Origin of the sequence: Sanguibacteroides sp. AM78-02pH3A (genome assembly GCF_027666085.1) — a bacterium.
In the GTDB taxonomy this organism is placed as follows: Bacteria; Bacteroidota; Bacteroidia; order Bacteroidales; family Marinifilaceae; genus Gabonibacter; species Gabonibacter massiliensis.
The window spans coordinates 123,413-143,657 of sequence record NZ_JAQEHX010000002.1; the positions used below are offsets into that span (position 1 = coordinate 123,413).

General features: G+C 37.7%; 18 protein-coding genes. 16 read left to right on the top strand and 2 right to left on the bottom strand.

Annotation, left to right across the window (positions count from 1 at the left end; all coding sequences use genetic code 11):
- The first annotated feature begins 65 nt into the window (after positions 1–65).
- The 15 genes from argR (at position 66) to PGR74_RS03365 (ending at position 15,622) form a co-directional block, all read left to right on the top strand.
- A complete protein-coding gene (gene argR / locus PGR74_RS03295; RefSeq protein ID WP_041503184.1) occupies positions 66–545 on the top strand; it encodes an arginine repressor in 480 nt (159 codons plus the stop codon).
- A 139-nt stretch (positions 546–684) separates the two neighbouring features.
- Entirely contained in the window at positions 685–1,524 is an 840-nt protein-coding gene (panC, locus tag PGR74_RS03300) for a pantoate--beta-alanine ligase (RefSeq protein WP_041503185.1), read from the top strand.
- Positions 1,525–1,548: 24 nt separating this feature from the next.
- The gene (gene panD, locus PGR74_RS03305; RefSeq protein WP_041503186.1) at positions 1,549–1,899 is read left to right on the top strand and encodes an aspartate 1-decarboxylase; all 351 of its coding nucleotides are present in this window, start codon (positions 1,549–1,551) and stop codon (positions 1,897–1,899) included.
- A 4-nt stretch (positions 1,900–1,903) separates the two neighbouring features.
- Positions 1,904–2,389 (top strand): D-glycero-beta-D-manno-heptose 1-phosphate adenylyltransferase, encoded by a 486-nt coding sequence (rfaE2, locus tag PGR74_RS03310; RefSeq protein WP_041503187.1) that lies wholly within the window; start codon positions 1,904–1,906, stop codon positions 2,387–2,389.
- A 614-nt stretch (positions 2,390–3,003) separates the two neighbouring features.
- Positions 3,004–3,438 carry a dUTP diphosphatase gene (gene dut / locus PGR74_RS03315; RefSeq protein WP_041503188.1) on the top strand — a complete coding sequence of 145 codons (435 nt, stop codon included), beginning with the start codon at positions 3,004–3,006 and terminating at the stop codon, positions 3,436–3,438.
- Between the two features lie 206 nt (positions 3,439–3,644).
- Positions 3,645–5,186, top strand: coding sequence for a tetratricopeptide repeat protein (locus PGR74_RS03320; RefSeq protein ID WP_236684992.1), 1,542 nt, complete (start codon positions 3,645–3,647; stop codon positions 5,184–5,186).
- Positions 5,176–6,030, top strand: a complete 855-nt coding sequence (locus tag PGR74_RS03325) for a DUF4292 domain-containing protein (protein WP_041503190.1) — start codon at positions 5,176–5,178, stop codon at positions 6,028–6,030. Before PGR74_RS03320 ends, PGR74_RS03325 begins: the two co-directional genes overlap by 11 nt.
- Positions 6,030–7,220: a murein hydrolase activator EnvC family protein gene (locus PGR74_RS03330; protein WP_041503191.1), complete on the top strand. Its 1,191-nt coding sequence runs from the start codon at positions 6,030–6,032 to the stop codon at positions 7,218–7,220. The genes PGR74_RS03325 and PGR74_RS03330 overlap by 1 nt, the downstream gene beginning before the upstream one ends.
- 179 nt (positions 7,221–7,399) lie before the next feature.
- Complete coding sequence (locus PGR74_RS03335) at positions 7,400–7,798, top strand: ATP-binding protein (protein WP_041503192.1); 399 nt, start codon at positions 7,400–7,402, stop codon at positions 7,796–7,798.
- Between the two features lie 6 nt (positions 7,799–7,804).
- On the top strand, positions 7,805–8,233 hold the full coding sequence (gene ybeY, locus PGR74_RS03340) for an rRNA maturation RNase YbeY (RefSeq protein ID WP_041503193.1): 429 nt from the start codon (positions 7,805–7,807) through the stop codon (positions 8,231–8,233).
- 1 nt (position 8,234) lies between these two features.
- Complete coding sequence (gene mnmG / locus PGR74_RS03345; RefSeq protein WP_041503194.1) at positions 8,235–10,121, top strand: tRNA uridine-5-carboxymethylaminomethyl(34) synthesis enzyme MnmG; 1,887 nt, start codon at positions 8,235–8,237, stop codon at positions 10,119–10,121.
- Positions 10,122–10,192: 71 nt separating this feature from the next.
- Complete coding sequence (gene ade, locus PGR74_RS03350; RefSeq protein ID WP_041503195.1) at positions 10,193–11,803, top strand: adenine deaminase; 1,611 nt, start codon at positions 10,193–10,195, stop codon at positions 11,801–11,803.
- 5 nt (positions 11,804–11,808) lie between these two features.
- Positions 11,809–13,608, top strand: coding sequence for an excinuclease ABC subunit UvrC (gene uvrC / locus PGR74_RS03355; protein WP_200889851.1), 1,800 nt, complete (start codon positions 11,809–11,811; stop codon positions 13,606–13,608).
- A 170-nt stretch (positions 13,609–13,778) separates the two neighbouring features.
- Positions 13,779–14,714, top strand: coding sequence for a cysteine synthase A (gene cysK / locus PGR74_RS03360; protein ID WP_041503197.1), 936 nt, complete (start codon positions 13,779–13,781; stop codon positions 14,712–14,714).
- A gap of 2 nt (positions 14,715–14,716) precedes the next feature.
- Positions 14,717–15,622, top strand: coding sequence for a serine O-acetyltransferase (locus PGR74_RS03365; protein ID WP_041503198.1), 906 nt, complete (start codon positions 14,717–14,719; stop codon positions 15,620–15,622).
- Here PGR74_RS03365 and PGR74_RS03370 read toward each other — a convergent pair.
- Together PGR74_RS03370 and PGR74_RS03375 are read right to left on the bottom strand one after the other, a co-directional pair.
- On the bottom strand, positions 15,619–16,266 hold the full coding sequence (locus PGR74_RS03370; protein WP_041503199.1) for a response regulator transcription factor: 648 nt from the start codon (positions 16,264–16,266) through the stop codon (positions 15,619–15,621). The two genes, PGR74_RS03365 and PGR74_RS03370, sit on opposite strands and share 4 nt — an antisense overlap.
- A gap of 18 nt (positions 16,267–16,284) precedes the next feature.
- Entirely contained in the window at positions 16,285–17,376 is a 1,092-nt protein-coding gene (locus PGR74_RS03375) for a bifunctional 3-deoxy-7-phosphoheptulonate synthase/chorismate mutase type II (RefSeq protein ID WP_270516694.1), read from the bottom strand.
- A gap of 156 nt (positions 17,377–17,532) precedes the next feature.
- On the opposite strand from PGR74_RS03375, the gene polA reads away from it, so the two are divergent.
- Complete coding sequence (gene polA / locus PGR74_RS03380; protein WP_270516695.1) at positions 17,533–20,232, top strand: DNA polymerase I; 2,700 nt, start codon at positions 17,533–17,535, stop codon at positions 20,230–20,232.
- Positions 20,233–20,245 lie beyond the last annotated feature (13 nt).

Consider the following 20,245-nt stretch of genomic DNA (forward strand, 5'->3'; position numbering starts at 1 on the left):
TTATTCTCTCTATTGAAAATCAAACTATTTTATTTACTTTTGTATAGTGCAATACACAGAATAATATGGGAAACAAAACAAAACGTTTGTTGATCATCCGTAAATTAATTGATAACGAACAGATCAGCTCGCAAGAAGAACTTCTATACAGATTAAAGCAGGAAGGAGTGGAAGCTACTCAAAGTACATTATCGCGCGATTTGAAATTTATGAGAGTAGCCAAGATACCGCATAAAGACAAAGGTTACATTTATATCATTCCTGATAATATGCAAAGCGAACCATCCGATGAAAAAGCATCTACCATCGTTACCGACGCTATTCTCAGCATTGATTTTTCCCAAAATATCGCCGTTATTAAAACTTTACCCGGATATGCCAAAGCCGTCACCGTCCTTATCGATAGCGGAAATTATTTTGAGGTGTTAGGCACCATTGGAGGAGACGACACGATCCTCGTCGTTATGCGGGAAGGAGTAAATCGAAACGAATTGCTGGATACTCTATCTTCCATTCATCCCAATATCCATTCATTGTATAAATAACATTAACAAACTAATAATATCTGTAAATATATCTATAATATTACCTTTATACAAAGCTATTTTCAATTTTCAATCGGCAATTTTGAATTATATCGAAAATAGTTTGTAAACTTGCATCCCGAATTTTCAAAAAAATAAGATGGAAACGATATATAAAAAATCACAATTGACCGCCTTAATTGAAAAATTGAAGAATGAGGGAAAAAAGGTGGGATTTGTACCTACGATGGGTGCGTTACACGAAGGACATATATCACTCGTCAAAACCTGTAAACGAGATAATGATATAACGGTCGTCAGTATATTTGTAAATCCGACACAGTTCAACGATAAAGAAGACCTGAAAAGATATCCGAGAACCGTTGAAAAAGATACCGTTCTTTTGGAAAAGAACGGTTGTGATTATGCATTCGTACCTGACGTAGAAGAAATTTATCCTGAAGAAGATACGCGTTTATTCGATTTCGGGTATGTTGAAACTGTTATGGAAGGAGCAAAGCGTCCGGGGCATTTTAACGGAGTAGGACAAGTTGTCAGTAAATTATTCGATATCGTTAAACCCCACCGGGCTTATTTCGGAATGAAGGATTTCCAACAAATCGCCGTTATAAAAAATATGGTAAAACAATTACATTATAACTTGGAAATCATACCATGCCCTATTGTCCGTGAAGCGGACGGCTTAGCCATGAGTTCAAGAAATACGCTTCTTAAACCTTTGTACAGGCAAAACGCACCTCACATTCATAAGGTACTTCAAAAAGCAACCGAATTAACCGGCAAGATGAATGTGGAGGAGTTGAAACAATGGGTGATAGACGAAATCAACAAAAATCCCTATTTGGAAGTGGAATATTTCGAAATCGTAGACGATACGGATCTGCGTCCTATCAAAGATTGGAACGAAAACAAAAACAAAGTCGGTTGTATTGCCGTGTATGCCGACAAAATCAGATTAATTGATAACATCGTATTTTAACCATTCATCACAAATACCACGAATATGTTCATAGAGGTCGTTAAATCCAAACTTCACAAGGTGACCGTAACCGAAGCAAATCTCCAGTACGTGGGAAGCATCACCATTGACGAAACTCTGATGGAAGCAGCCAATCTGATCGAAAACGAGAAAGTACAAATCGTAAATGTGAATAACGGAGAAAGATTGGATACTTATATTATAAAAGGAGAACGTAATTCAGGCATTGTCTGCTTGAACGGACCCGCCGCGCGAAAATGTGCAGTCGGAGATATAATCATAATTATATCTTACGCCATGATGGATTTCGAAGAAGCTAAAAAGCATAAACCTACTCTGGTCTTTCCTGAAACAACAACGAATAAATTGATATAGCATTATGGATTATTTGCCGTATATAAAAAATAAAATAGCAAGAACGCAGGAAGAAGCGTCACGTACTTTAAGTTTATGGAGATTCAAAGACGAAAAAATCGTCTTCACGAACGGTTGTTTCGACATTCTCCACAGAGGACATATCGAATACTTGGCACAAGCAGCCAACCTCGGCACCAAGTTAATTATCGGACTGAATTCGGACGCTTCCGTTAAACGCCTGAAAGGTGAAAACAGACCCGTAAACGATGAAAATGCCAGAGCTTTGGCTCTCGCTTCTCTCATCTTTGTCGATGAGGTTATTCTTTTCGACAGCGATACTCCCTATGATCTCATCGACTATGTTCAACCCGATGTGTTGGTAAAAGGCGGCGATTATAATCCGGAAGAGATAGTAGGTTATGACATAGTTAAAGCAAAAAACGGGAAAATCATCACCATTGACTTCGTTGAAGGTTATTCCACCACTTCCATTTTAAACAAGATATAACAAATACGATATATTATTTCAAAGAGTTGACCAAAAGTAATTGGTCAACTCTTTTTTTATCCCCATACCTTGTGAAAAAAAAGTGTATTAAAATCGAAATAAAAAGAATAAAATCATTTTGATTTTTCATTCCGATACTCTTGTAATAATAAAACCCGAAAATACAACAATGTTTTCCATTTTTAATTTGATTTGTTTATACAAATTATTAACACGAACGTCTTACTCATTTACAAAAGATTTATTCAACGTAAACACAATTAACAACTGTGAATAACTAAGTAATTTCACTATAAATCAATATATTATTTATAAAAATCTTGTGAGTAAATTCACGACCTTTTTTTAATAACGAATAAAACAAGTGATACATATATATTTTACTACAAATACTCACACGCTATTATCATAATCAATTTACTTTTTAAATAAAGAGAAAATATAATAAGAATAAGAGAAGAGTAACTTCCTTTCCAAAGGTATTTTTCGCATAAATACTTTTGTAAATAAGATTTTTATTTGCGAAAGGATTTTTATCAGATTCTTTCGTAAAAATTCCCTATCTTAGCACGATTTATTATGATAGGGTAATACTGTATTATTTAAAGAGAAAAATGAGAGTAAATATAATCAACAAATCGAAACACGCTCTTCCGGAATATAAAACGAATTTTTCCGCCGGAATGGACATTCGTGCTAATTTAGAGCAATCCATCATGTTAAAACCTTTGGAGAGAAAGCTGATACCGACAGGACTTTTTATAGAGTTGCCAGAGGGATATGAAGCTCAAATCAGACCGAGAAGTGGTTTGGCTCTAAACGAAGGAATAACTGTTTTGAATGCGCCGGGAACTATCGATCCTGATTACAGAGGAGAAATAGGTGTTATTCTTGTTAATCTTTCTCACGAAATGGTTCAAATCAACGATGGAGACAGAATTTGTCAAATGGTCATACAAAAGTTCGAACAAGTGGAACTTGTTAAGGTAAAGGCTTTAAATGAAACGGAGAGAGGCGAAGGGGGTTTTGGTCATACAGGTAAATATTAAAACGACATAAAAATACAATGATCAAATCATTACTTACATTTCTATTTATTGGATGTACTGTTTTATCTTTTGCTGATAAAAAAAATAGTGTAAGTGTTACTTTGGACGACGATAAAAAAGTAGCGTTTGACTACGCTTTTATGGAGGGGATAAGGTACAAAGTATTAGGAGATTTTAAATCTGCCTTATCTTATTTTGATCAATGTATGAAAATTGATAATAAAAGTGCGGCAGTACGTTATGAATTGGCTTCCATTTTAGTATTGACGGATAATTTGGATATTCCTTTGAAATTGATGCGGGAAGCCGTAGAGTTAGAATCTTCTAATATTTGGTATAAAATTTTGTTGGCCAATATATTGGAAAAGAAATCGATGATAGATCAGGCTTGTGTCGTTTATGACGAGTTAATAAAGCAATATCCGGAACGGGAAGATTTTTACCTGATTGAAACTAATTTGTTAACCTCTGTGGAAAAATGGGAGGAAGCTATAGCTGTATTGGATCGGTACGAAAAACAGTTCGGTCCTTCGGAAATTTCTTCCGTGGAAAAGGTAAAGCTGTATGCCAAAGCTAAGAATATAAAAAAAGCTTCTTCAGAGATTTTGAAGTTGATCAAGAAATATCCCGGCAAGAGCGATTATTTAGGATTATTGGCAGAACTTTATTTGTCAAATGATCAAGAGAAGAAGGGATTACAGGTATTGAACAAATTAATGGAAAGAGATCCTTCCAATGGTTTTGTTCTTTTTTATCTGACGGATTATTATTTGCAAAAGAAGGATACGTTGCATGCTGATATTTATTTGAGAAAGGCCTTATTGAACGATAATAACGATAATAATTTTAAGGTACAGTATCTTTTGAAATTGCTCGTTAACTCTTCCGATTCGTTTATGTCGGATAGAAGGATACACGAATACATGGGGTTATTATTGGAGAAATACGATAACGATTTAACCGTTAGAACGCTTTATGCGGATTTATTGAGGAAAGACAACAAACTGAAGGAGAGTGCAAACGAGTTGGAATTTGTATTGTCTAAGGATAAAAATAACTATTTGATTTGGGAAGAGTTATTACTGTTGTATAGTCAGTTGGGCGATACTGTTTTGATGTATGACAGAGGAAAAGAGTGTATGGAGTATTTTCCGAATCAACCTTTGCCTTATGCAATGGTCAGTTTGCCTTTGATGATTCAAAAGAAATATGAAGATGCTTTGGTTTACTTGAATAAAGGTCTTGAATTATCTCCTGAGAATTCTCCTATGAAAGCTCAATTTTATGCTTATTTAGGCGAAAGTTTTTACGTTTTGGATAGTGTCGAACGCGCTTTCAAAATGTTCGACGAGGTCTTGAAGATCAATCCGAACGACATTATGACTTTAAATAATTACAGTTATTATCTCTCTATCCGGAACGAACGATTGAACGATGCCGAACGTATGAGTGCAAAAACGGTTTCTGCCGATCCGAATAACCCTACTTTTTTGGATACTTATGCCTGGGTGTTGTTTAAGCAGAAAAGTTATTCGTTGGCCAAATATTATATGAATATAGCGATTGAAAAAAGTCAATCGCCTTCAGCTGTTTTATATGAACATTATGGTGACATTTTATACATGAACGGGGAGAAGGAAGAGGCTGTGAAAATGTGGAAAAAAGCGTTAGAGTTGGGTGGTGAAGAGTTAAGTAGTGAATTAGAAAATAAAATTGAGCATGGATTATTGATTGAAAATGAGAAGTAAGTTATTTATTTTATCGTTGGTTGTTCTTTTTATTTCTTGTCATTCGACAAAAAAATTGCCAAAGCAAAGGGAACTTGAAAACATTTCAGAGGGAAGATTATTTAAAAATATTGTTGAAAATGAATTGGATTTCCAGTCTTTGTATTCGAAGAAAATGGATATTTCTTTGAACACGAAGAAAAAATCGAATAGTCTGAAAGCCACGATGCAGATGAAAAAAGACAGTTTTATTTGTATCTCGATGTCGGCATCGCCTCTTGGTATTAATGTGGCTCGTTTACTGTTGACTCCCGACAGCATAAAGTTCGTTAACTTTCATGATAAAGAATATTTTATATCGGATTATAGTTATTTTTCCAATAGGTTCGATTTAAATTTAAGTTTCGATTGTTTTCAACGGATTCTTTCGAATTACTTTTTTAATTTTGAATCCTGTACATCTTTGAACGATAGAACTAAACGATATAAGTTCGATAAGTCGGGAAATAATTATTTACTTTATACCTTGGAAGAGAAAGCGTTGGGTAGAAAGTTGAAGAAATTATATAAAAAAAGGAGGAAAAACAAGGAATACTCTTTGATTTTGCAGGAGATTCAGATAGATCCGGATTATTTTAGACCTTGTTTCGTCTCCATCAAAGATATAGAAGAGCAGATAGGGTTGAATGTAAAGTATGATGATTTTAAAGACTTCGGCGGATATCTGTATCCTGGAAAGATTCTTTTCAATCTCTATATGGAATCGGATCCGGTTGAAGTTAAAATTGTTTTTGACAGATTGGAGTTTGATGTAAAAGTAGAATCGAATTTTAAGATATCCAGTAAGTATAAACGAATTTATTGATGGTGGTTGTGCGCTATATATTGATTTTTTTGTTTCTGCATGTTTCCGCTTTTTCCTTTTCTCAATCTATCGATGAGGTAAAGAAAAAGAAAGAACAGGCAGAAAAGGAAATCTCGTATTTGAATAAATTGTTGAATTCTACTCGGAATAATCGTTCGACTACTTTACAAAAGCTGACTATAATCAATCAAAAGATAGTGAAGGGAAAGGAGATCATTCAATCGCTGAATGATGAAGTCTCCTATCTTGAAAAACTGATTACGGATAACGAAAGGATAAAGACTCATTTGGAATCGAACAGACAAAAAATGATGGATTTTTACGCGAAGATGGTTTACGAAACCTGGAAGAAAAAAAATCAGTCGGATAAATTGGTTTTTATTTTTTCTTCGACGACTCTCATGCAAGCCTATGCGCGTTATAAATACTTCGATCAGGTACAAGATTATTCCAAACGGCAAATAGAGCTTATAAAGGCAGCTAACGATTCCTTGACGACTGTCAATAATAAGCTGAATCTTTTGGTTTCGGAAAAGAACGGGAAACAAAATCTTATTGTTGCAAAGAATGCAGAATTAATACGAGAGCAGAATCAGGCTAACAGTTATGTAAACGAATTAAAGAAAAAGGAGAGGGAATTAGATAAAAAGTTGAAAGCCGAAATTAAAAAAAGGGAAGTTTTGGCCAATAAACTGAAGTCTTTGATAGCCGCACAGGCTAAAAAGTCCGGTAGTAAGAATTCTAACTATAAATTAACACCGGAAGAGAAACTTATTTCGGATGATTTCGCTAAAAATAAGGGAAAATTGCCTTGGCCCGTTGAGGAGGGATTCGTATCGGAAAAATTTGGAGTGAACGTTCATCCTCTTTTTAAACAGGTTAAGTTGACAAATGACGGAATAACCGTTACGACGTCAGCCGGTGCGGATGTCAGATCGGTTTTTACGGGAACGGTTGTCGAAATCATGTTTATACCGGGGTATAATAACGTAGTCATGATTAGGCACGGTAATTACTTGACACTTTATTCGAATATAATAAAAGTTTATATCAGAAAGGGAGATGTAATTAAACTGAAGCAAAAAATAGGTAAATTGGCCTCTGATAATGAAAGTAGTAGTACTTTGAATTTTCAGATATGGAGGGATAAGGAAAAACTGGATCCTCAGTTATGGTTGTCACCCTGGTAGCTTTGCAGAGACGGTTTTTTAAATTTTTATCTATTTGATGAATTGATATTTAAATTTTTTTTGTTTAAATTCGCTATACGTTAAGCTGTGTATATGCGGTTTTAATTGTGATTGAGATTTGAGTGGATATTGTTATTGTGTTGGTAAATTTAATATGAACTATTTCATTTTAGTTGGTGATGGACAAATTAGAATTTTCAATTACTTCAGAGATTGGAAACATCGTTAAAGTAGAAAATTTCATTGATTACTTTGTCGATGTGTATCATGTTGAACCTGAGGTATTCGGTAAAATCAGTCTGTGTGTTATTGAAGCGGTCAACAATGCTATTTTATATGGAAATAAGCTCGATCCTTCAAAGTATGTAAAGTTTTTTGTACGTGAAGACGACGGTAAGCTTTGCGTAACGGTAAAAGATGAAGGAGACGGATTCGATTACAATTATATTCCGGATCCGACCTTGCCGGATAATATCGAGAAAGATGCCGGACGCGGACTTTATTTAATGAAAACCTTGTCAGACGATTTGATTTTTGAAGACAACGGTTCTAAAGTGACATTGGTTTTCAATTTATAAATTGTAATGAGTGAAATTTTCTTTTTTAATGAGGGGTGTGAATTGCCGTTTTTTCTATTGCCGGAAAAGATAAGAAAATGGTTGGATTTAGTCGCTTCCGATTACTCTTGCCGTATAGGAACCATTTCTTTTGTTTTTTGTGATGATTCTTATATTTTGGATGTGAATAGAAAGTATCTGAATCATGACTATTATACGGACGTAATCACCTTTGATTATAGAGAAAATGATATCCTTTCAGGAGACGTTTTTATCAGTTTGGATACCGTACAATCCAATGCTTTGGAATTTAGTACGACTTTTGAAAACGAATTGAATCGTGTTATGGTACATTCGGTTCTTCATTTAATAGGTTTTAAGGATAAAACGGATGAAGATGCTAAATTGATGAGAAAGAACGAAGATCATTGTTTAGGATTGCTTAAAACGCTATAATATGTCGTCTTTATTTCCTCTATATGATGTCATAGTTGTTGGGGCAGGTCATGCCGGATGCGAGGCAGCTTGTGCTGCGGCTAATTTGGGTTCTAAGACGCTACTTATTACATTGGATATGAATAAGATAGCTCAGATGTCATGTAATCCTGCCATCGGAGGTATAGCCAAAGGACAGATTGTTAGGGAGATAGATGCGTTAGGAGGATATACGGGTATAGTAACGGACAGAAGTTCGATTCAATTCAGGATGCTTAATCTTTCGAAAGGTCCTGCCATGTGGAGTCCTCGTGCTCAATGCGATCGAATGTCTTTTTCTCAAAATTGGAGAAGTATAATTGAAAACACGGTTAATTTGGATATTTGGCAAGATCACGTAGAGGAGTTATTGCTGGATTCTAAAGGAAATGTAAATGGTGTAAAGACGGTTTTAGGAGTTTCCTTCTCCGCTGAAAAAGTTATTTTGACCAATGGAACTTTCCTTAACGGCTTGATGCACGTGGGAAGAGTGAATTTTCCCGGTGGAAGAATTTCGGAACAAGCCTCTTTCGGGTTATCCGAGCAATTGAAAAGTTTAGGTTTTACCGTGGGGAGGATGAAAACAGGAACTCCTGTAAGAATAGATGGCCGAAGTGTTGATTTCTCAAAGTTGACACGTCAGGATGGAGATAATGATTTTCATCGATTTTCTTTTCTTCATTTCGATTATGAAAACGAATTGAACAAGCGTCCTTGTTATATCGCTTACACGAATAAGGAAGTACATGATATTTTGCGTACGGGTTTTGACGATAGTCCCTTGTTTAACGGTACGATTAAGAGTATAGGTCCTCGTTATTGCCCTAGTATCGAAACGAAATTGGATACTTTTTTCGATAAAGAGAGTCATCATCTTTTTTTGGAGCCGGAAGGAGAAACGACTACTGAATACTATTTGAATGGTTTCTCTTCTTCTTTGCCTTTGGAGGTACAATTAAAAGCTTTGCGTTCCGTGAAAGGTTTTGAGCATGTGAAAATATTTCGTCCGGGATATGCCATAGAATATGATTATTTTCCGCCGACTCAACTCTTTTCTACCTTGGAGACGAAATTGGTTTCGGGACTCTATTTCGCGGGACAAATTAACGGAACTACCGGTTATGAGGAGGCTGCGGCCCAAGGTTTGATGGCCGGCATAAATGCTCATTTGTCACTTCATGAGAATAGAACTTTCGTGTTGAATCGCGATCAGGCTTATATTGGTGTTTTAATCGATGATTTAGTGACGAAGGGAGTGGATGAACCTTATCGTATGTTTACTTCCAGGGCTGAATATCGTATTCTATTGCGTCAGGACGATGCCGATGTAAGATTGACTCCTTTAGGGTACGACATAGGTTTGGTATCGGAAAAACGAAATCTTGTATTTCGGGACAAAGTAGTAAAAAGAGATCTCTTGTTAGATTTTATTCGAAATTATAGTGTTTCGCCTGATGAAATTAATGGAGTTCTCGATAGTTTGAACTCTTCTCCGATTAAACAAAAAATGAAGTTGATTGACTTGATTTCTCGACCTCAAATCAACTTAATGAAAATTATTGATTTTATACCTTCTTTAAAATCATTAATTTCCGAACAATTTATTAGAGAGGAGATTATTGAGGCTGCTGAAGTTTTAGTGAAGTATTCAGGTTATATAGAGAGAGAAAAATTGATGGCAGACAAATTGAATCGTTTGGAAAATTTGGTTATTGCCGATAAATTTAATTATATGGAGATTGCTGCACTTTCCATTGAAGCCCGTGAAAAGCTTACAAAAATTAAACCCAAAACAATTGGACAGGCTTCTCGTATTACTGGAGTATCTCCTTCCGATATTAATGTTTTACTCATTTTGATGGGAAGATAAAAGGATGTTTCACGTGGAACGTTCAAAATGATGCGAAGGGTTGATAAGGGCTAATCGTTTAAAAATGCATTATGAAAACAATAGAGGGGAATTTAGTAGATGTTGTCAATAGAGAAATTTATCCTTCTACTATAAAAATTTCGGAGCGAAAAATTGTATCCATTGAAAGAAATTCTAATTCCTATGATAGGTATATAATGCCTGGTTTTGTCGATGCCCATGTACATGTTGAAAGTTCTATGCTTTTACCTGTCGAGTTTTCAAATATAGTTACCAGACTCGGTACGGTTGCTATTGTCAATGATCCGCATGAAATAGCAAATGTGTTAGGGATGGAAGGAGTGAAAAAAATGATGGAGAATAGTGAAAAAGCTGCATTGAAATTTTATTACGGAATTCCTTCTTGTGTACCTGCTACACCCTTTGACCGGACTGCAGGAAAAATAGATGCTGAAGATGTTGAGGAGATGGCTGCTACCGGAAAATTTGTGGCATTATCGGAAATGATGAATATACCTGGTGTTTTGAATAATGAACCTGAAGTAATGGCTAAATTGGCTGTTGCGAAAAAATATAATTTAAGAATAGACGGTCATGCACCTGCATTGAGAGGGGACAAACTAAGTTTATATATAGGGCATGGGATAGAGACGGACCATGAGTGTGTGACTTTGGATGAAGCGGAGGAAAAAATCATGAAAGGGATGAAGGTTATTATTCGCGAAGGAAGTGCTGCAAAAAATTATGAAGCACTGAAATCTTTGATCGGAACACGTACGGATGATGTTATGTTTTGTACGGATGATGCCCATCCCGATGATCTTCTTCAGTTCGGGCATATCAATTATATGGTAAAAAAGGCTTTATCGGATGGATTTGGTATTTTTGATGTTTTGCAGGTCGCTTGTTTGAATCCGGTTCGTTTCTACCGTTTGGATGTGGGTACTTTGAATGTAGGAGATAAAGCAGATTTTATTATTACGGATGATTTAGAGAGAATGAATATTATTTCTACTTTTATCGATGGGGAAAATGTTTTTGAAAAGAGATCTTTTTACGGCTTAAAAGAGGAGTGGAATTCATGTAATCTTTTCCATCACGATAGATTAACTATTGCGGATATAGAAACGACATTATCGAATCAAGTGGCGTGTATTAAAATTATGCCGGATGAACTTGTGACTGGTAAAATGATTTTTTCACTTGATAAAATGAATGATAAATTTGAATCTGATCTATCGGCAGATGTTTTGAAGATTGTTTATTTGAATCGTTATTTGAACGGAAAGCCCCAGGTCGGATTCGTTTCAGGATTTGGTATAAAACGAGGTGCTTTTGCTTCTTGTATTTCTCATGATTCGCATAATATAATTGCAATCGGTTGTACGGATGAAGATTTAGTCGCTTCTATTAATGCCGTGATTGAACAAAAAGGAGGTTTATCGATTAAAAACGGCGATAAACTTTTACTTTTACCTTTACCCATAGGGGGAATTATCAGTAATTTATCCTGTGAAGAAGTCGCCGGGCAATACCTGAAATTGAATGACGAGATAAAAACGATGGGGTCTGTTTTGAAATCTCCGTTTATGACCCTTTCCTTTATGTCGTTGATCGTGATTCCTTATTTTAAGATAGGAGAAAAAGGAATGTTTGATTATAATAAGTTCGATTTTGTATAGGAATGATGGAAAACAATCCTCTGAAAGAAAAAGTGAGTAAGTTGCCTACTAACCCTGGGGTTTATCAATTTTTAGATGCCAATGGAATTATTATATATATTGGTAAAGCTAAAAATTTGAAGAACAGGGTTTCATCTTACTTTATCAAAACGAATCAATCATCTAAAACCATGGTTTTAGTGAGAAAGATCCGCGATCTGAGGTATGTAGTCGTTGATAGTGAACAAGATGCACTTCTATTAGAAAATAATTTGATCAAAAAATACAAACCCCGTTATAATATTTTATTGAAGGACGATAAAACTTATCCGTGGATTTGTATAACTAATGAGCCTTTTCCCCGGGTTTTTATTACTCGAAAATTCGTAAGGAACGGTTCGGAATATTTTGGTCCTTATACATCAGCGAAATTCGCTCATACCTTGATTACGCTTATCAAATCACTTTATAAATTGCGTACGTGCAATTTATCTATAAATAAATCAAATATTTACGATGGAAAATATAAAGTTTGTTTGGAGTATCATATAGGAAATTGTTTAGCTCCTTGCGTGGGAAAAGTGTCGGAGGAGGAGTATTTGGATTTCATAGCACAAATTCGTTCCATTCTGAAAGGAAATATCTCTACTGTTTTGGAGGCTATGAATGATAAAATGAAAGAATTTTCTATTTCCATGCAATTTGAAAAAGCCCAGGAGTTGAAAGAGGCAATAGAAGCGCTGAAGACTCATCAGGCGAAATCCACGATTGTGCGCACTTCTATCCATGACATGGATGTTTTTTCTTATATAGAGGAAGATAAATATGCCTATGTAAATTATTTGCGTATCGTACATGGAGCTGTTAATCAGGTTCATACTATTGAATTAGAACGTAAATTGGATGAATCGAAAGAATCTCTTCTTTCTTTTGCCATTCTGGAAATCAGACAGTTGGTCAATAGCCATTCAAAGGAAGTTTTAGTTCCTTTTTATCCTGATGTTTTGATGGATGGAATTACTTATTTTATTCCGCAACGGGGAGAGAAAAAGCAATTATTGGAACTATCGGAACGGAATGCCAAATTCTTTAAGACGGACAGGGAGAGGCAACGGGGGGTTTTTCGAAAGGAGGAGAGTAAATTTACCATACTGAACACGATTAAAACGGAATTGAGATTACCTCGTATTCCGCATCGGATGGAATGTTTCGATAATTCGAACATACAGGGAACCAATCCTGTGGCTTCCTGTGTCGTTTTTATAGACGGTAAACCCGCTAAAAGAGAGTATCGGCATTTTCACGTGAAAACGGTAGAAGGACCGGATGACTTTGCTTCTATGGAGGAGATTATTTATCGGCGATATCACAGGATTTTAGACGAAGGGAAGGAGCTACCGGATTTAATTGTGATCGATGGAGGTAAAGGACAATTGCACGCTGCTTTGAATAGTTTGGAAAAATTAGGTCTTCGGGGACAAATTCCTATTGTAGGGTTGGCAAAACGGATGGAAGAGATATATTATCCCGGGGATACGGACCCCTATCTGCTGGCTAAAAATTCACTTGCCTTAAAAACCTTAATGCATATTCGTGACGAGGCTCATCGTTTTGGTATCACGTTTCATCGAAGGTTAAGGGAAAAAGGGCAGATTAATAGTGTTCTAAGTGAAATTCAAGGTATTGGGGAAAAAACTGAAATTACTTTGTTTCAACATTTCAAAACGATAGATGCAATAGCGAAAGCTCCTTTGGAAAAACTCTCTGAAGTTATTGGGAAAGCAAAGGCTAAAATCGTACGAGATTATTTTAATTCTGTGGTATAAGATAGTGCTTTCATCTGTTTATCAATGATCTAAATAGAATCTATTTTTCGAGAAACTTTTTTGCGGTTAAAAACGAATACCATGAACAGGGTATGAAAATACCTTGTTTATGTGATTTTTATTTGTAAAATAAACATTTAGTTTTGATACGACTTAATTAGACAGGTAATATGGGAAAAATAGCAAAACAATTAACGGATTTGGTAGGACATACTCCTTTGTTGGAATTATCTAATTTCAATCGGGATAAAAAATTGAAAGCTATAATTATAGCTAAGTTGGAGTACTTTAATCCTGCCGGGAGCGTGAAAGATCGTATAGCTTTGGCAATGATCGAGGATGCGGAACGGTCAGGCCTATTGAAACCGGGTTCGGAAATTATTGAGCCTACGAGCGGAAATACCGGAGTCGGATTGGCCATGGTTGCCGCCTCCAGAGGTTATAGGCTTACTTTGACGATGCCGGAGACGATGAGTATGGAGCGGAGAAATTTACTGAAGGCTTTAGGGGCGAATTTGGTGTTGACTCCGGGTTCTGAAGGTATGCGGGGGGCTATTGCCAAGGCGGAGGAGTTACAGCAGGCAAATCCGAATTCTACCATATTGCAGCAGTTTGAAAATCCTGCAAATCCTGCCATTCATGAACGGACTACGGCAGAAGAGATTTGGGAAGATACGGATGGTAGCGTGGATATTTTTATTGCCGGAGTGGGAACCGGAGGTACTATCACGGGGGTCGGTCGTCGCTTGAAGCAATTGAAGCCCGGAATAAAAATTATTGCCGTGGAGCCGAGTGATTCCCCTGTGTTATCCGGAGGAGTAGCCGGTCCTCATCAAATCCAGGGAATCGGTGCCGGATTTATTCCCGGAGTTTTTTCAAATGAGATAGTGGATAGTATCGTACAGGTTGAAACGGAAAAGGCTTTTGAAACGGCTCGGGAATTGGCTAAAACGGAAGGCGTATTGACCGGAATCTCTTCCGGGGCGGCTTTGCATGCGGCTGTTATGGTTGCGAGACATCCCGATAATCAAGGAAAACATATAGTGGTATTATTACCGGATACCGGAGAAAGATATCTTTCGACGCCTTTGTATAATTATCAATAAATATGAAACGAGCCGATACTTTCGATATCTTGCAAAAAAGCGTGGAAAAACTTTCTCTTCCATCGGGAGAAGACGAATATATATTGCAACACGAGATGCCGCTTCCTTCTATCGAAAAATTGAAAGAGGTGGTCGATTTGCTGCGTTCTGTCATTTTCTACGGTTACTACGGTGAACCCTGTGTACATCCGGAGACTATTCGATATCATATAGGAGTGAAAATGGAGCGTTTATACCATTTGTTGTCCGAGCAAATTTTATATGGGAGTTGTTTTAATATTCAGGGGCATTGCAGTGCTTCGTCCGAGTGTGCCGAGGATTTGGCCTTGCTGTTCATTAATCGGATACCGGAGATAAAACGTGTATTGCACACGGATGTCCGGGCGATTTTAGAAGGAGATCCGGCAGCTAAAAGTTACGGAGAGGTTATCTTTTGTTATCCGGCTGTACGAGCCTTGCTAAATCATCGGGTGGCTCACGAATTATTACTGTTGGGAGTTCCGATATTGCCGCGTATTATTTCTGAGATGGCTCATTCCGAGACAGGTATAGATATACATCCCGGTGCGAAAATCGGAGAATCCTTTAGCATCGATCACGGAACCGGAGTTGTCATCGGAGAAACTTGTATTATCGGTGACCGGGTTCGTTTGTATCAGGGAGTTACTCTCGGTGCCAAACGTTTTGTATTGGACGAAAAAGGAAGTCCCATGAATGTTCCCCGTCATCCGATTCTGGAAGATAACGTGGTGGTTTATGCCAACACGAGTATTTTAGGGAGAGTGACGATTGGTAAAGATTCCGTTATAGGTGGTAACGTTTGGTTAACGGTTAGCGTTCCGCCCGGTTCTCATGTTTTACAGCAGAAAGCATTGTCCAATACTTTTTCCGATGGTCTCGGTATTTAACTTAAGTAGTCGTCGGGGTTAACAAGGCGAGTACGTATCGCGTATTTTGTAGCTTCATAGGCATTGCGTACTCCTATTTTTCTGAAGATATTTTTCCGATGAGTCAGGATCGTGTGAAAACTCAGTTTCCGTCCATGTGCAATCTCTTTCGTTGTCTTACCGGAAGCAATTTCTTTAAGAATGTCCTTTTCCGTGGGAGTAAGTTTATTTTGTATTTGGAGACCGGAGCTCTTTATCGTAAGTAATTTGTTGCATATACGATTGCATATGAAACGTTCTCCGCATGTTGAACATTTTAAAGCACAGGTAATCTCTTCATTGGAACAGCTTTTCAAAATAGCGCTGAAAGAGTGGGTGCTGAAAAGCAATTTATTCAAAATATCGTCGCTTAAATTTTCTGAAAATAGGATCCATTTGGCTTGTTGAAAACGTTCTTTTATTTTCAGCAGTTCATTTATATCGACGAAATCGAATAACATATAGTCTATAATTACGACGGCCTCTGGATCAGAGGTAAGCCGTTGAATCAATTCTTCTTTGTTTTTTACTTCTGAAATGGTTTTAAATCCTTTCAGCTTTTGTGATAAAAAGAGAAGTCCTGCTTTGGTAATATCTTGTAAGTCTGCTATGATTAATTCGCTCATGGAAAAAATTCAATCCGTTTATTCATTCATGATCTCAGTCTGTCTGTCTATGGATGCCTGATGGATGGCTTTAAATACTTTTTCAACCAACTCCCTGTTTAATCCGAGCTGTTTAGCTTCTGCCGTGACTCGGTTCAATATCTTTTCCCATCGGTCGGGTTGTAAGATCGTGATATTATTCTGTTTTTTGTACTGTCCGATATCTTCTATTATTTTCATTCGGTTGGCTAATGTCTCCAATACCATGTTATCTAAATTATCTATCTTTTCTCGAAGTTCTTCGATCATAAGTTGACAGTTGGAATCCAGGGATTGTTCCGTCCTGATAATTAGATTCGATAAAATGTGTTTAAGCGTTTGCGGTGTAACTTGTTGTTCTGAATCACTTAATGCTGAGGCGGGACAAATATGAGATTCGATAATTAAGCCGTCAAATCCGAGATCCATGGATTTTTGGGCTATTTCCTGGAGGTATTCGGAATGTCCGCCGATATGACTGGGATCACAAAATAGGGGTAGATTTTTAATTCTTCGTTTTAATTCGATCGGGATCTGCCATTGCGGAGGATTCCGGTAGATTAAATTATTATACGAGGAAAATCCCCGGTGGATAGCTCCCAATCGAGTTAAACCACATAGGTTCAGACGTTCGAAAGCCCCGATCCATAACTCGATATCCGGATTTATCGGATTTTTTATTAATATGGGAATATCCACTCCTTTTAATGCTTCTGCAATCTCCTGGACGGCAAAAGGGTTAGCCGTCGTCCGCGCTCCTATCCATAACAAATCGATACCGGCAGAGAGAGCCATCTCCACGTGGTGGCCATTGGCAACCTCCGTCGAGACCTTCATGTTCAACTCTTCCTGAACGCGTTTTAACCAGGAGAGCCCTTTGCTTCCGACTCCTTCGAAGGAATTGGGACGCGTACGCGGTTTCCAAAGGCCGGCCCGTAAAGTGTCGATGCCGTTATTTTTTAATTCTTGTGCCGTTTGGAATAGTTGAAATTCGCTTTCCGCGCTGCAAGGACCTGCGATAATCAATGGCCGACGGGTATCGGAGAAAAAATTCCATTCCGTGTATGGATATATATCCGGTTTGGACAACATACTATAATTATTTTGTAATCAATGTTTTGTATATCAGATGTATTTGATTTTATTCGTTAGAAAGAAATCTTTCAAAGATATTCTTTTCTTTTTTAATAGACGCCTAATTGCATATTATTTCTAACTTTGTGAAAACTAATTTGAAAAGGGAAAACGATGATAAATGAGGAAAAAAGGTTGTATTTGTTGGATGCTTACGCGTTGATTTACCGCTCGTATTATGCGTTTATCAATAATCCGAGGATTACAACGACGGGGATAAATACTTCGGCAACTTTTGGTTTTTGTAATTTTCTGCTGGAACTTTTGGAAGAAGAAAAACCGACTCATTTGGCTGTTGTTTTTGATCCGGAAGGACCCACATTTCGGCATGAAATGTATCCTCAATATAAGGCCCAGCGTCCTCCCATGCCGGAAGATTTGAAGAAATCCGTTCCCTATATAAAGAGAATAATTCAAGGATTAGGGATCAATTTGATTGCCGTGGACGGTTTTGAGGCGGATGATGTTATCGGAACCTTGGCTAAAATCGGAGAGAAAGAAAACTTTCAAGTCTACATGATCACTCCGGATAAAGATTATGCCCAGTTGGTGAGCGAGCGGGTGTTTATGTATAAGCCGGGACGGGCTGGAAATAAGTCGGAAGTGTGGGGGATTGCGGAAGTTCTGGATCACTTTGGAATAGAGCGGGTGGAACAAGTCATTGATATTTTGGGATTGATGGGGGATTCTGCCGATAATGTTCCGGGATGTTCCGGGGTAGGACCGAAAAGCGCTTCTTCTTTGATTTATAAATACGGGAGTATCGAAGGTATATACCAGCATATAGATGAGCTGAAAGGGAAACAAAAAGAAAATTTATTGGCTTGTCAACCCACGGTATTTTTATCGAAAGAGTTGGTAACGATCAATAGCGAGGTTCCGGTAAATATCTCTATACAAGATTTAATTCGGACGGAGATAAAAGAAGAAGTGTTGGAACCGATATTTAAAGAGCTGGAGCTTTTTTCCTTGTCTAAACGGATATTTTCGATCGAGCACACTGAAGTTTCGGTTGAATCTTTGCACGAGGAAGAGGTTTCTTATCAGGAAATTCAAAGCGAAAGAGAGTTGAATGAAATGATCGGGATATTGGAAGAGTCCTCGGAATATGTTTTGCATTCAGTATTCGGGGATGGAACCCTCTATAACTCTTATCCGACTTATCTCGCTTTTTCTGTTCGGGCTAATCGGATGCGTTATCTGCGATTGCCCTTAGAAAAAGAAGCTGCCGAGAAAATGGTCGGAAGGTTGAGATCCGTCTTTGAAAATCCGGATAAGATGTTGATTTCTAATGATGTGAAAAATGATATCATCTGGTTACGTCGGGCAGGAATTGAAATTAAGAATCGGATTTTTGATATAAAGATCGCGCATTACGTGTTGCAGCCGGATAGCTCGCACGAGTTGGAACGCATCGCCCTGGAGTTACTGAATTATCGGTTGGTTAAGGGAGATGACGGCAATAGTCAGCAGCTTACGTTGTCTTTTGAAGATGATTCCATTAAGAATAAGGATTTTGAAGAGAGGACCGATATTCTTTTCCGGTTGAAAGGGAAACTCAAAGAGGCCTTGGAACAGGTCGGCTTATATACTCTTTTCGAGCAGTTGGAGATGCCATTGGTTTTTGTTTTGGCGGACATGGAGTATGAAGGTGTTGCTATCGACAAGGAGGCATTGAAAGAGTTGTCCGAGGAGTTGAAATTAAAGATTGCAGAGTCCGAAAAGGTTATTTATAAAATGGCGGGAAAAGAGTTTAACATCAGTTCGCCTAAACAATTGGGTGAGGTGTTGTTCGACGATATGAATATCGGGGGGACGAATAAAAAGACCAAGACGGGTCAGTATAGCACTTCCGAACAGGTTTTATCCAAGTTGGAGGGTGAACATCCGATCATTGAACATATATTGATCTACCGTGGATTGAAGAAATTATTAACCACTTATGCAGAGGCTTTGCCTACCTATGTTGATCCGGGTACCGGTAAAATTCATACGCGTTTTAATCAGGCAGAAGCGGCTACCGGTCGCTTAAGTAGTTTGAATCCCAATTTGCAGAATATTCCCGTTCGGACAGAAGAGGGGAGGAATATCCGGAAAGCTTTTATTACCGGGGATCCTGATTATTGCTTCTTTTCTGCCGATTATTCACAGGTGGAGCTTCGATTAATGGCTCATTTGAGCGGAACGAAAGAGTTGATAGATGCTTTTTTGAACGGGGAAGATGTGCATGCAGAAACGGCCGCAAAGATTTATCATGTACCTTTGAACGAGGTTACGCCGGAAATGAGGCGTCGGGCTAAGACGGCGAATTTCGGAATTATTTACGGAATTTCGGCTTGGGGATTGGCCGAGCGATTGAAGATCCCGCGAAAAGAAGGGAAAGAGTTGATAGACGGTTATTTTAATCTTTATCCCGGAGTGAAACAGTATATGGAGAAATCCGTCGAAAAGGCCAGGAAACAAGGATATGTGGAAACCATCATGGGAAGGCGGCGTTATTTAAGGGATATCAATTCCAGGAATGCTGTCGTTCGCGGGGTAGCGGAACGGAACGCCGTAAATGCTCCGATTCAAGGATCTGCTGCCGATATCATTAAAAAAGCGATGATCTGTATCCATCAGGAGATCGCAAGGAGAGGGTTAAAGTCCAAAATGATATTGCAGGTACATGACGAATTGAATTTTAAATGTCATAGGGAAGAGTTGGAAGAGTTAAAAGGATTGGTCGTGGATTGTATGGAAAATGTGATTAAACTTGCCGTACCCTTGACCGTAAGTACCGGATACGGGAAAAACTGGTATGAAGCCCATTAATATTGTGTATAAA